Below are 13,243 nucleotides of genomic sequence, written 5' to 3' on the forward strand. Positions count from 1 at the left end.
GCCCTAACAACCAAAAATTGATTAACCCTTGGTTGTTAAGAGATATCGAAGGAATTTTCGTGACTACAATTGTATCTGTACGCCGTAATAACCAAGTTGTTATTGCAGGTGATGGCCAAGTATCACTTGGTAATACCGTAATGAAAGGCAATGCTAAAAAAGTGCGTCGCTTATACCATAATAAAGTACTGGCAGGGTTTGCTGGCGGCACTGCTGATGCATTTACCTTATTTGAACGATTTGAATCAAAACTAGAAATACATCAAGGCAACTTAACCCGTGCAGCCGTTGAATTAGCCAAAGACTGGCGTAGTGATCGAGCTCTGCGTAAGCTTGAAGCCTTGTTAGCGGTAGCAGATGAAACCGCTTCTTTCATCATTACCGGTAATGGTGATGTGGTACAACCTGAACATGACTTAATTGCCATTGGTTCTGGGGGTAATTTTGCACAAGCATCTGCTATGGCTTTACTGGCCAATACAGAATTATCGGCACAAGATATTGCCGAAAAAAGCCTAACTATAGCCGGCGACATTTGTGTATTTACCAATCACAGTCAAACAGTCGAAACCATAGACTACTAATATCAAACAGAATTTCATGAGACCCGCGCTTCAAAAGTGGCTCACTTTATATAAGGTTTTTTAATATGTCAGAAATGACCCCAAGAGAAATAGTTCACGAGTTGGACAGTCACATTATCGGCCAACAAGATGCTAAACGTGCCGTGTCAATTGCTCTACGTAATCGCTGGCGCAGAATGCAGCTTGAACCAGATCTTCGCCAAGAAGTTACGCCAAAAAACATCTTAATGATAGGCCCCACTGGTGTAGGTAAAACAGAAATTGCTCGCCGTCTAGCTAAACTTGCCAATGCACCTTTTATTAAAGTTGAAGCCACTAAGTTCACAGAAGTAGGCTATGTGGGTAAAGAAGTTGAAACTATTATCCGTGACTTGACAGATATCGCCATCAAGATGACCAAAGAACAGGCGACCGAAAAAGTAAAATTCCGTGCTGAAGAAAATGCAGAAGAGCGTATCTTAGACGCCTTGCTGCCGCCGCCAGAAAACGCCTTTGGCGAAAAAGAAGAACCACAAGATAAAGGTACCCGCCAAATTTTTCGCAAAAAGCTACGTGAAGGCCAGTTAGACGATAAAGAAATCGAGCTAGATTTTGCTGCGCCTCAAGTTGGTGTAGAGATAATGGCGCCTCCTGGCATGGAAGAAATGACCAACCAACTTCAAGGTATGTTCCAAAACCTGTCTGGTAAAGAGAAGAAAAAGAAAAAGCTAAAGGTAAAAGAAGCTTTTAAGTTATTGATTGAAGAAGAGGCTAGTAAATTAGTAAATCAAGAAGACCTAAAACAAACAGCCATTGAATCATTAGAGCAAAATGGCATTGTCTTCATCGATGAGATTGACAAAATTTGTAAGCGCGAAGGCACCACCAGCGGTGGTGATGTATCACGCGAAGGTGTACAACGAGACTTACTTCCATTAGTTGAAGGCTCAACCGTATCCACTAAACATGGCATGGTGAAAACTGATCACATTTTGTTTGTGGCCTCTGGCGCATTTCAAATGAGTAAGCCATCAGATCTTATCCCAGAGCTACAAGGCCGCTTACCCATTCGTGTTGAATTATCAGCATTAACGTCAGAAGACTTTGTGCGTATTTTAACCGAACCAAATGCTTCATTAACCGAGCAATACGTGGCGTTACTTAAAACCGAAGGCGTCGATGTTACCTTTACCGATGAGGGCATCGAACGTATTGCTCAAGCAGCATGGCAAGTAAATGAGCGAACCGAAAACATAGGTGCAAGACGTTTACACACAGTGATGGAACGCCTTATGGAAGAGATATCTTATGATGCCTCTGAAAAAAACGGCGAATCGTTAACGGTTGATGCAAAATACGTCAACGATCACTTAGAAATGCTAGTAGAAGACGAAGATTTAAGTCGCTTTATTCTTTAAGGTTGCCTCTCATTAATCTTTACTAGTGAAAAATGCCCCTTGCGACTAACTGAACAAGGGGCATTTTTGCCTCAGAGAACTAACCAAAATAAGCTATTTTCCACAGCACTTTTTATATTTTTTACCACTACCGCAGATACATGGATCATTCCGTGCTGGGGCTTTTTCAACGGTTACTGTGCCCTTTTTATTCAGTAATGCAGTTAACTCGTTTATCTTCTCTACCGCTCCTTCCTTTGTATCAATGGTAATATCTGCATATAAATTAGCTTCAGCCACTAACGCTTCTACTTCTTGCTTACGAGTGTCATTGGTGACCACTAACTCAAGGGGATATTTTTTACTGCCTGCAATACGGCTAGCGTTGCGCTCATAACCGTATTTTAAGGTCGTTTGGCGGGCGTCTTGACGACCTTTAAAAAAGAATTTGTCTGACATTTGATGTTCCGAATATATAAAAGTAATAAGCAGGTGCCATCATCAAATTGTCACAAAAACGAGTAAAAACACTCTGCAAATACGAACAGGTTAAAGTGATAGGCTGCTATAAAAAATTATTCGCAAGTTTACTACAAGTACCAAGCTCACACATAGTCGGCCTGAGATTAATACAGTCTTTCGGACAAAAAACGCCGCACTAAGGCGGCATTACATTGACAATTTTTTCATTAGTCAGTTAACTGCTTAGGCTGAGTTTCTTGAGCTCCTGCTTTTGCTAAGATAAATGCGCCAATAAAAGCAGATAAAATAGAACCTATCAATACCCCTACTTTAACGCTCACTTGATACTCTAAGGGTTGCTCTTCAAAAGCTAAGGTCCCTATAAATAAACTCATAGTAAAACCAATACCACATAGCAAGGTCACGCCATACAGCTGTGCCCAAGTAGCCTTTTCTGGTAACTTAGCTAAACCTGTTTTAACAGTTAGCCAGCAAATACCAAAAATCCCCACCTGCTTACCAATAAATAAACCTGCAGCTATTCCTAAGGTAATAGGATTGAAGATGTTGTCCATAGTGGCACCAATCAATGACACACCAGCATTGGCAAAAGCAAAAATAGGCAACACAAAAAACGCCACCCAGCTATGAAGCTTATGCTCAAGGTGCTCCAACATTGGCTGACCGTCGGTATTATTGAGTTTCAATGGGATAAACAAGGCTAATGCAAATCCTGCTAATGTCGCATGTACGCCTGACTTCAAAACTGCAGCCCACACAATAACACCCACCAGAATGTAGATACCTTGAGTACGAACATTAAAACGATTTAACAGAAACAATACAATTAAGCCAGACACCGCAACTGCCAGAGAAATGGTAGATAAGTCTTGAGAGTAAAATAAGGCAATGATTACAATTGCACCAATGTCATCAAAAATGGCCACACTCAATAGAAACAACTTTAAACTCAAAGGCAGGTATTTACCAAAGATAGTGAACACACCTACAGCGAAAGCAATGTCAGTTGCAGACGGGATAGCCCAACCAGAGATAGCAACAGGATCGTGAGCATTAAACCAAACATAGATTAATGCTGGAAACACAATACCTGCTATCGCAGCCACTGCAGGTAATGTTATTTGCGCAGGTGACGATAGGTTGCCTCCAAGAATTTCTCGTTTAATTTCCAAGCCGACCAAAAAGAAAAATATTGCCATCAACCCATCATTTACCCAAAGAATTAAAGGCTTGGCAATTTCGAAGCTTCCAAATGATACGGTTACAGGGATAGCTAACAAACCGTTATAAAAACCATTGAGCGGTGTATTGGCCATTATCATAGCTATGATTGCCGCTACAATTAACACACCCCCACTTGCAGCTTCGTGTTGAAACAACTTTTGAATTGAACTTGGCATAAGCCCCCCTAATAATAAGAATGAGTAGTTATACAGAAAATATTCACTCTGTAATATTCGAATTATATTTGCATATCATCAATTTTTAACTGATGATTTAATTTTCAATGGCGTAAGTAGTCAATGGCAAACTTGAATTACCAACACCTTTATTACTTTTATATGACAGCAAAAGAAGGAAGCATTGCTAGGTCATCTAAAGTATTGCACCTCACAGCTCAAACTATTAGCAGTCAAATCTCACTTTTAGAAGACGCCTGTGGCTTTCAGCTTTTCGATAGAATTGGTAAACGGCTAGTATTGAATGAAAAAGGTAAACTCACTTATGCGTTTGCAGATGATATATTCAAACTAGGAAATGAACTGCGGCAAACACTCAACAATAAATACCAAACCTCTCAACATATATTTACTGTAGGGCTAACAGATGCACTGCCAAAAGTATTAGCATTTGACCTTTTTCGCTCGTGCTTCGATAACGACTCAGATACTCGCTTAGTCTGCAAAGAAGGAGACTTAGATACGTTAATGACAGAATTAGCCATCAATAAGCTCGACGTCATTCTATCAGACCGGCCTATGCAACCCGGAGTACATGTAAAAGCGTTTAATCATATTATTGGTGAAAGTGGCCTCACCTTTTTTGCTAACTCCGCCTTAGCGATTGAATTACAAAACAATTTCCCTCAATCTTTACACAGACAACCATTTCTTATTGCGGGTGAAAAATCGGTACAACGTTTAAATTTGCTTACTTGGTTTGAAACAATTGGAATACAACCAATTATAAAAGGAGAATTTGAAGACAGTGCTTTGACTAAACTATTTGGCCAATTTGGCTATGGAGTATTTTGCGCCCCAACTTCAGTAGAACAACATTTGTCTGAACAATACAACGTGGACATTATAGGTAGAACAAACGATATCAAAGAGTACCTCTACCTTATATCACCTGAACGTAAGCTAAAGCACCCAGCAGTGGTTCCATTATTCAGTCATGCAAAAACAATCGTCGAAGCAAGCTAAAAAATAAGCGCTCAATAAACATCCACTGAATATTGAATTTGCTGTGTTAGCCTTTTATATTGGTGTTACATATATCAGTAAAAGGGATTGATGACATGTATATCGTTATTTGCACTCTACCCACCATAAGCCGCACTTCATGTTAGGGGCTGTTAGTTGTGAGTTGCTGAATATCCGCAGCATGCCAACTTCGAGTGCGTCGGTGATTGGACAATTAAGTGAAGGCATGGTGGTTAAAGGTGAAGGCCCGTTTGACAACTGGATACAACTTAAACACAACGATTCTTTTGGCTTTATTTCTGCCCAATATTTACAGCCGGTTAATGATCTCGCCAAACTTACCGGCACAGTTAACACTGACCGCCTCAATGTTCGATCTGCACCTTCATCAAGCGCTAAATATTTAGCCACTATCACCCGCGGCGCTTCAATAAAAACACTAGCATTTGTAAATGATTGGCTAGAAATAGAATTTAACGGGAGCACCGCTTATGTCGCAGCCCCTTATGTAGATTTAGTGTATGTATCATCAGGCTATCACGCTAACGTTAGTGCTAATTTATTGAATGTTCGCGCAGCCCCTTACTCTTCAGCAAGTTTATTTGGACAACTTGCTCAAGGTGAAAAAATCTGGGTGGAAGGTCAACAAAAAAAATGGAGTCAAATTCGTTTTAATGGCAACCGCGGATATGTAGCAAGCCAATTTATTACTGCTGTAGCTAGCCCAGAATCTCGTCCAATTGTAATAGAAGATACCCAAGACATTGTTATCCCTATCGAAGAGCATGGTCAGGACTTATCAAGGCTCACCCCAAGCACTATTTTAACAGTGACAGGATCAAGCGAACAACGTAATGCAGCCGCAACATGGAATAAATGGGGAGCACTATTGGAGTCTCTCAGCACCCAAAAGAAGCTAGATGTAGCCTGTGCGTTAGCTGTTCTTTGTGTTGAAAGTTCAGGAAAGGGGTTCGAGCAAAACAACAGTGATCGTATGATTATTCGTTTTGAAAATCATAAATTCTGGAAGTATTGGGGTAAACATAACACCCAACAATACCGACAACATTTTCGGTATAGCAACGATAAAGTATGGCAAGGCCATGAATGGCGACGAGAGCCAGCAGGTGAATGGACAAGTTTTCATGGTCGTCAAGTTAACGAATGGCAAGCATTTGAATTTGCGCGGCAATTAGATGAAAAGGCCGCCATGCTATCCATCAGTATGGGTGCGCCACAAATAATGGGGTTTCACTACGAACGTATTGGCTATCAATCTGTGGTTGAAATGTTTGATACTTTCTCATTGAGTATTCAAGGACAAGTGAATGGCCTATTTGATTTTTTTTCAACAAGAATGCTGAGCTACTTGCAAGACCGATCTTTTGAAGAATTTGCAGGTATGTACAACGGCTCAGGGCAGAAGCAAGTTTACGGTGAAAAAATACAAAAACATTACGCGGCATTTAAAAAAATGATGCCCAATTTGGACAACAGTCATTCCTAGGAGGAATTATGAACGTTTTTTCTTTTATAAGTAACATTTTTGAACCCGCAGTAAAGTTAATAGATGAAGTACACACCAGTACTGAAGAAAAGCTCAAACTACAAAGCCAAATTAAGGCTGTCGAAAACGAGCTACTTGCAAAAGTGATCGATTATGAAAACCAATTATTGCAAAGCAAAACCGCTATTATTACCGCCGAGGCAACGGGGCAATCTTGGATGCAACGTAATTGGCGACCCATTACCATGCTCACTTTCCTAGCTTTAGTGGTATTTGACAGCTTTGGCTGGCTGCCTAATCCATTAGCAAAAGAAGCATGGACGTTATTGCAAATTGGTTTAGGGGGTTATGTTGCAGGCCGCTCGGCAGAAAAGATGACTCAACAATATTTAAAATCTCGCCCTGCAGATAACAGAAGTGACTCAGCAAAGGGATAAAAACATCAGCAACCACCTTAATCATTAAATAACCGAACAGGGCTGTTTAAAAAACAGCCTCACAATCTCGACTTTTGATCTTCAGTTCCGTATGATGCGCGCCTTCGCTTGCTCGATAAGCTTATCAGGGTGCAAGCCCATCTATTTACTTTATCTCTGGACGACAAACTTTTGATTTCTACTGCAAATATCACCATGCAATTTGGCGCTGAGCCATTGTTCGAAAATATCTCAGCCAAATTTGGCCAAGGCAACCGTTACGGACTGATAGGTGCCAATGGTTGTGGTAAATCAACCTTTATGAAAATTCTAACAGGTGAACTAGTGCCCAGTGCTGGCAACGTGTCGATAACCCCTGGAGATAAAGTCGGTACTCTAAGTCAAAACCAATTTGCTTTTGAAGAGTTTACTGTTGTCGATACCGTGATCATGGGCGACACCAAACTATGGAAAATTAAACAAGAAAGAGACGAAATCTATTCTAAGCCTGAAATGAGCGAAGAAGACGGTATGCACGTTGCTGAACTTGAAACACAGTTTGCTGAAATGGATGGCTACACGGCAGAAGCCCGCGCTGGTGACTTGCTAATAGAAGCAGGCATAGTCGAAGACGCTCACTTTGGTTTGATGTCACAAATTCCACCAGGAAAAAAGCTCAGAGTATTATTGGCCCAAGCATTATTCTCTAACCCAGATATTTTGTTGTTAGACGAACCCACCAACAACTTGGATATTTACACCATTAATTGGTTAGCTGAAGTCCTAAACCAACGCAAATGCACCATGATCATTATATCTCACGATCGTCACTTCTTAAATTCTGTGTGTACCCATATGGCAGATATTGATTACGGTGAGCTTCGCATCTATCCAGGTAACTACGAAGCCTATCAAGCCGCATCTTCGTTAATACAAGAACAATTGCTAACTGAGAATGCCAAGAAAAGCGCAGAAATGGACGAACTTCAAGCCTTTGTTGACCGCTTCTCAGCTAATGCATCAAAAGCTAAACAAGCAAGTTCACGGGCAAGACGACTAGAAAAAATCACCCTTGATGAAGTTAAGTCATCTAGCCGCCGTACTCCACGTATTGTTTTAAAGCAGCATAAAAAATTACATCGTCAGGCTTTAATTTTAGAGCAGTTAGGCCATGGTTTTGAAGGCGAGTTGTTGTTTAAAGGTGCTGACTTAATTTTAGAGGCTGGAGCAAGGCTAGCTGTTATTGGAGAAAACGGTGTGGGTAAAACCACGTTTTTACGTTGTTTAGTAGACCAATTACAAGCGAAAGAGGGTGTAGTGAAATGGTCTGAAAATGCCACTATTGGTTATTGTCCCCAAGATAGCACAGCCGACTTCGAAGAAGATTTAAGCTTGTTTGATTGGATGTCTCAGTGGCGCACCCCCAAACACGACGACTTAGCAGTAAGAGCGATGTTAGGTAGTTTGCTTTTCAGCGCAGATGACTTTAACAAAAAAGCCAAAGTCTGCTCAGGTGGTGAGAAAAATCGCTTATTGTTTGGCAAACTAATGATGTCTGATATTAATGTACTAATCATGGACGAACCAACTAACCACATGGATATGGAAGCCATTGAAGCCCTTAACAATGCGCTCAAAAAGTTTGATGGCACACTCATATTTGTGAGCCACGATAGACAGTTTGTGTCTTCACTTGCTACCCGAGTAATTGAAATAAACAATCAAGAAGTGATCAACTTCCAAGGCACTTATAACGAGTACCTAGCCAGCCGTAAAGAAGCGCAAGCAAACGCTTAAAATAATTGAGCTCATATCCGAATCGCTGGGTATGAGCTAATTACACTACAAATTATTCCCCTCAACTTAACGCCCATTTTTTTACGCAATAAGTTTTTCTATGTACCCCTATAGCTTTTATATTGGACCATTGCATAGCTTACAAATACTAATTAGTCTAACCACCCGGTATTTTTTATAAGCAGAGTGGCTAATGAACCAAGAGAACCAAAACAACCCTTTAATCGATTCTTCACGCCGTAAGTGGCTTAAGTCTGTTGGAATAGGTGCCAGTGCCGTTGCCTTGTCATCTTGTGTTAACTCTAGTGTAAAAGAGCTTAGCGCTGCGGGAATGAAGACTGACCATTTTCCAACAGCTACACCAAACCTAAATGATGGTCTGGTACGTTTATCATCAAACGAAAATGCTTTTGGTCCTTCAACTAAAGCTGTTGAAGCCATGAAAGGTGAGTTATTTAACCTTGGTCGCTACGCTGATGCCACTACTAATGTACTTATCAAAAAAATAGCAGCCCAAGAAGGCGTATCTGAAGATCAAATCATTGTAACAAACGGCTCATCCCCAATCTTGTTTGGTTATGCTGACTGGATAGCAAAAAATGGCGGCAAACTAGTTACTTCAATGGCGACATATGAAGGCGTGCCTCGCGGTGCTAAATTCATGGGCGCAGATGTAACGTTTGTACCATTAGATGCTGACTTGAATTTTGATTTAGATGCCATTGAAGCAGCTGTAACAGACGACACTACTGCTGTTTATATCTGTAATCCAAATAACCCAACAGGGACAGTAGTTGATGCAGCAAAATTAACTGCATTTGCAAAGCGCGTATCTAAAAGATGTCAGGTTTTCATCGATGAAGCTTATATTGAAATGTCTGACGCATATCCTGCTAATGTTCAATCTAAACTCGTTGCCGATGGTTATGACGTAGTTGTATGTCGTACATTCTCTAAAATTCATGCTATGGCTGGCCAACGTTTAGGCTACGCTATTATGCCTGCGAAACAAGCTAAAACTATGGGCCGCATGCTACGTATGGGTGGTGTTAACTACCTAGGTCTAGTTGCCGGTATGGCGAGTATGGATGACCACGCGAACCTAAATTCAATGCGTGCCACCATAAAAACCGAACGAAATAAACTTACAACCGCAGCAGAAGAGTTAGGTAGACCGTATGCGAAAAACCCACAAGGAAACTTCATTTACATGGATACAGGCATGCCTCATGACGAGTTTGCAGCTAAAATGAAAGCGTTAAAAATCAGAGTAGTTGGTAGAACTTGGCCTGGTTATGACTCATGGTCACGTATTAGCGTTGGTACGCCTTCAGAAACAGATGCTTGTGTTGCAGCATTAAAAGTTGTTTTAGCGTAAATCGATTACAATAATAATAATATACATTCATGTAGACCTGAGTATTGCTAACAATAGAATGACTAAGGTCTAAATGAAATACTGCCGCCCAATCATATTTGATTGGGCTTTTTTTATGCTTATAGTGACTGTTTTAAGTGTTCTATAAACTCAGCTTTAATAGAGATAGTTAGCGTTTCGACTTTTTCTCCTCTCAAAAATTGCTGCATAGTGCTAAGCACCTCAGGTGATGACATAAATAAATTATGTCCTGCATTAACTACTTTTACCTGCGTGACATTACTTAAATGAGCGACTGCTTTTTTTTGCCCTTCAATATAAGTTCTGCCATCTAACGTGCCTGTAAGCAATAGCATAGAAACTTCTGCAGGTTTAGGTTGACGAAAATTATCACCAAGATCTAACCCTTCAACTAACTTGTTTAGGTGGGGCATAGGAAAGTTCAAGAGATCGCCTAACAAACTATCTTCTTTTTGCTGGCGTACTTTCTCCAGACGAGCGTCAGTGATCCCCGATGCAACATCCATGGCCATAGACATCATTCTAAAACCAATTTTTTCGTTATTAAACATGCCTCTTTCGAGTATTGTTGTGATTGACTGATAACTACCACCTTCAATATCTCTGTAAGTGCTTAGTAATAAAGCTAGAAACTCACTTGGATCAGATATAACTCTTGATGCAAGAAACTGCATATGGCGCTTTTGAAATAAAAATGGCATAGGTGATCCATCTTTATCCTTCAAGGTTAATTTAATGGGTTTATGAGCTAACTGTTGATGTACCCTTTGCATACGGCCAACGATATCGCCATATACAGCCAAAAGCTCTGGGTGCTGATTTATTTCCTGTTGAACACGTTTAAAATAAGCACTGGTGTTAACTGGTAGCTTAACTGTTTGATCCATCCCCTCAGCGCTAGCAATCACAACTTTATCTATATGTTCTTCAAACAATGAGATAGCGGCTAGTGCCAAGTGACTACCATAAGAAATACCCCAAAGAGTGACTTTAGGAGCCTTAAAATGTAGGCGTAGGTCATTTAAATCCCACGCATTTTGAACCGTTGTATAACCCAGTACATCTGCGCCTTGCTTTGTCCACTTAGATACGCACTCCGCGGCTGCTATACGATACCTTTGCTCGACCTGATTGATGGGCACAGCTTCAGTTAAACCAATGGCATAATCTGATACACAATATGGCATTTTTTCCGATGCGCCTGTGCCGCGCTGATCTAAAGCAATCACATCTGCATGCTCTCTTAGTGCCATAAATAATGGGAAACGACGCCATTTGGCAGTACCAATTCCAGAGCCACCTGGCCCACCCGATAAATAGATAATAGGGGAGCCTTTGAATTTTCCGGTTGCAGGGAACCGCACATAGTTGACCCTTATATCTCGAGAGTTAGCTTTGTTACGGTTTTCAGGAACCATAATATATCCTTCATAGGCATCTGTTTGCTGTCCGTCATTTGCTGTGAATAATATTGCTTTTTCGTTTTTAAATAATCCGATATTCTCATTGGCATTAACTACATAATTAACCGCAGTAAATATTAGTAACACTAAAATTTTATAGTACATGTGATATACCCGTATTTGATTTAAGATGGCTTAATTGCATCACCTTTTGGCACTCAGGTAATAGGAGGTTTCTGCCAAAGGCCCTTAAACCCTTGGGCTAATGGTTAAACGGTAGTGTTTTTACGATATTCGGCAGACTGTTTTAATCTGCTAGTCTAAATAGGAAATAAAAATTGCGTTTGTATCACATCTTTGTTTGTTTATTTTCAACATTAATCTGTCCCAACGTTAGTGCAACTGATTCAGTGTATTCATTAGGCACCCATACATTCACCCAATGTGTTGATGTGCCCACTTCGATAAACTTTCCAGATTTTTCGCAACCCAACTGTCAGCCGGTAAACTTTTGGGAAATCGACCCTCAAGGCAAAAATTTATGGCTACGCACCGACATACCCGACCAAACTATTTTAGATTTAGATAACAGACCGATTGGACTTTATTTATTAGGTAAAACATCAAGTGCTGTATATTTAAATGGCATAGAAATAGGCAACAATGGGCAGCCAGATATTAATCAGAGTGAAGAAATAGTTGGTAAAATGGACCATGTTTTTTACCTACCAAAAAAACATTTAAAACAAGAGAAAAATGAGTTGGTACTGCACCTTTCAGCTCACCATGGCTATCTTGATCTTACTCGCCCCATTCACTTTTTAGGTTTAGCGACCTACGGAACTAACAAAATATTTATTCAAAAAGGTAGTTCATTCGGCTTAATTTTTATGGGCATGTTTATACTTAGCAGCATCTATTTTGGTAGCTTGGCTTTAATGTCCAAAGAAAAATCAGCCTTAACTTTACTTTTTATGATGTCAATTTTTGTAAGCGCACAACTAGCAGCTGAGATATCACGGGGCGTATTTGACTATAGTTATCCTATGCAAGATATACGATTAATTTGTATCGCTTTATTTGCCATGGGTTTTGGCCTATCGCTACTCGCTTTTTTTAGCCATCAGTTTGCTGGCAAGCATAAGCATCACTGGATATACAGTGGGGCCTTGATTACGATTATTGCAATGGTTCTCACTCCAGGTTTTGATATCAAAACGGCATTTGCGATCATGCTCCCAGTCATCATATCTTCGCTACTGCTTATCACCACACTAGCAAAAAACTTCAATTGGTATACAGCTAAGTATTTAGTCGTTATGTTCGTTTTTATAAGTACTATTGTGGCTACAAAGCAATACTTTCACGAATTAGCCTTTTATCTCATTGTTGCGAGTTTACTTACCTACTTATTTTTTCAACAGGCAAAAGATTATTCAAATAAACTGGAAATCGCACAGGCTGAAAAAACATTACGTGGCAAACTTGAATTGAAACTAGAACAAATGCAGCAACAAAAAAATGCTAATTTCATCAATATCCCCAGTGCCGGAAAACTCGATAAAGTGCCCACTCAAGAAATATTTTATTGCAAAGCGTCAGGAGATTACGTTGAACTAAAACTGCAAACCAAAGAGGTGCTTTATAGCGGTAGTTTAAAAGCAATAGCAGAACAATTACCGACCACCTTTATCAAAGTGCATAGGTCTTACATAGTTAATCTCGATAAAGTTATCAGCCTAAAACGCGATGGCGAAAATGGACATCTAATATTAAGCAACAAGCTGCAAATTCCAGTAAGTAGGCGAATGTTACCCCAAGTTAAAGAATCTTTAATAAGTCACAATTAATA

11 protein-coding genes are annotated in these 13,243 nt (G+C 40.1%); 8 read left to right on the forward strand and 3 right to left on the reverse strand.

Going from position 1 to position 13,243, the window contains the following annotated elements:
• Nucleotides 1-59: 59 nt before the first annotated feature.
• Nucleotides 60-584, forward strand: a complete 525-nt coding sequence (hslV, locus tag ABJD71_RS17165) for an ATP-dependent protease subunit HslV (protein WP_348172324.1) — start codon at nt 60-62, stop codon at nt 582-584.
• A 65-nt stretch (nt 585-649) separates the two neighbouring features.
• On the forward strand, nt 650-1,981 hold the full coding sequence (gene hslU / locus ABJD71_RS17170) for an HslU--HslV peptidase ATPase subunit (protein ID WP_348172327.1): 1,332 nt from the start codon (nt 650-652) through the stop codon (nt 1,979-1,981).
• 93 nt (nt 1,982-2,074) lie between these two features.
• Here the strand turns inward: hslU and ABJD71_RS17175 are convergent, their stop codons facing one another.
• The gene (locus tag ABJD71_RS17175) at nt 2,075-2,419 is read right to left on the reverse strand and encodes a PBPRA1643 family SWIM/SEC-C metal-binding motif protein (RefSeq protein WP_348172330.1); all 345 of its coding nucleotides are present in this window, start codon (nt 2,417-2,419) and stop codon (nt 2,075-2,077) included.
• 230 nt (nt 2,420-2,649) lie between these two features.
• The gene (gene nhaA / locus ABJD71_RS17180; protein WP_348172333.1) at nt 2,650-3,843 is read right to left on the reverse strand and encodes a Na+/H+ antiporter NhaA; all 1,194 of its coding nucleotides are present in this window, start codon (nt 3,841-3,843) and stop codon (nt 2,650-2,652) included.
• Between the two features lie 123 nt (nt 3,844-3,966).
• Here nhaA and nhaR point away from each other — a divergent pair, with 123 nt between their 5' ends.
• The 5 genes from nhaR to ABJD71_RS17205 all read left to right on the forward strand — a co-directional run bounded on the left by nhaR (nt 3,967) and on the right by ABJD71_RS17205 (nt 9,967).
• Nucleotides 3,967-4,869 (forward strand): transcriptional activator NhaR, encoded by a 903-nt coding sequence (nhaR, locus tag ABJD71_RS17185; RefSeq protein WP_348172336.1) that lies wholly within the window; start codon nt 3,967-3,969, stop codon nt 4,867-4,869.
• A gap of 139 nt (nt 4,870-5,008) precedes the next feature.
• Entirely contained in the window at nt 5,009-6,376 is a 1,368-nt protein-coding gene (locus ABJD71_RS17190; RefSeq protein ID WP_348172339.1) for an N-acetylmuramidase domain-containing protein, read from the forward strand.
• An 8-nt stretch (nt 6,377-6,384) separates the two neighbouring features.
• Complete coding sequence (locus tag ABJD71_RS17195) at nt 6,385-6,813, forward strand: 3TM-type holin (RefSeq protein WP_348172342.1); 429 nt, start codon at nt 6,385-6,387, stop codon at nt 6,811-6,813.
• Nucleotides 6,814-6,984: 171 nt separating this feature from the next.
• Nucleotides 6,985-8,589 (forward strand): ABC-F family ATPase, encoded by a 1,605-nt coding sequence (locus tag ABJD71_RS17200; protein ID WP_348172345.1) that lies wholly within the window; start codon nt 6,985-6,987, stop codon nt 8,587-8,589.
• A gap of 193 nt (nt 8,590-8,782) precedes the next feature.
• Nucleotides 8,783-9,967 (forward strand): histidinol-phosphate transaminase, encoded by a 1,185-nt coding sequence (locus ABJD71_RS17205; protein ID WP_348172348.1) that lies wholly within the window; start codon nt 8,783-8,785, stop codon nt 9,965-9,967.
• A 119-nt stretch (nt 9,968-10,086) separates the two neighbouring features.
• Here the strand turns inward: ABJD71_RS17205 and ABJD71_RS17210 are convergent, their stop codons facing one another.
• Entirely contained in the window at nt 10,087-11,556 is a 1,470-nt protein-coding gene (locus ABJD71_RS17210) for an alpha/beta fold hydrolase (protein ID WP_348172352.1), read from the reverse strand.
• A 173-nt stretch (nt 11,557-11,729) separates the two neighbouring features.
• Here ABJD71_RS17210 and ABJD71_RS17215 point away from each other — a divergent pair, with 173 nt between their 5' ends.
• A complete protein-coding gene (locus ABJD71_RS17215) occupies nt 11,730-13,241 on the forward strand; it encodes a LytTR family DNA-binding domain-containing protein (RefSeq protein WP_348172355.1) in 1,512 nt (503 codons plus the stop codon).
• Nucleotides 13,242-13,243: the final 2 nt, after the last annotated feature.

This window comes from Paraglaciecola sp., from assembly GCF_039943935.1.
GTDB lineage: Bacteria > Pseudomonadota > Gammaproteobacteria > Enterobacterales > Alteromonadaceae > Paraglaciecola.

Bases quoted from the DNA above. Each gene is read 5' to 3' on its own strand.
- hslU (WP_348172327.1), top strand. From the start codon at position 650: ATGTCAGAAATGACCCCAAGAGAAATAGTTCACGAGTTGGACAGTCAC.
- nhaR (WP_348172336.1), top strand. From the start codon at position 3,967: ATGGCAAACTTGAATTACCAACACCTTTATTACTTTTATATGACAGCA.
- ABJD71_RS17195 (WP_348172342.1), top strand. From the start codon at position 6,385: ATGAACGTTTTTTCTTTTATAAGTAACATTTTTGAACCCGCAGTAAAG.
- ABJD71_RS17210 (WP_348172352.1), bottom strand. From the start codon at position 11,556: ATGTACTATAAAATTTTAGTGTTACTAATATTTACTGCGGTTAATTAT.
- nhaA (WP_348172333.1), bottom strand. From the start codon at position 3,843: ATGCCAAGTTCAATTCAAAAGTTGTTTCAACACGAAGCTGCAAGTGGG.
- ABJD71_RS17205 (WP_348172348.1), top strand. From the start codon at position 8,783: ATGAACCAAGAGAACCAAAACAACCCTTTAATCGATTCTTCACGCCGT.
- ABJD71_RS17175 (WP_348172330.1), bottom strand. From the start codon at position 2,419: ATGTCAGACAAATTCTTTTTTAAAGGTCGTCAAGACGCCCGCCAAACG.
- ABJD71_RS17190 (WP_348172339.1), top strand. From the start codon at position 5,009: ATGTTAGGGGCTGTTAGTTGTGAGTTGCTGAATATCCGCAGCATGCCA.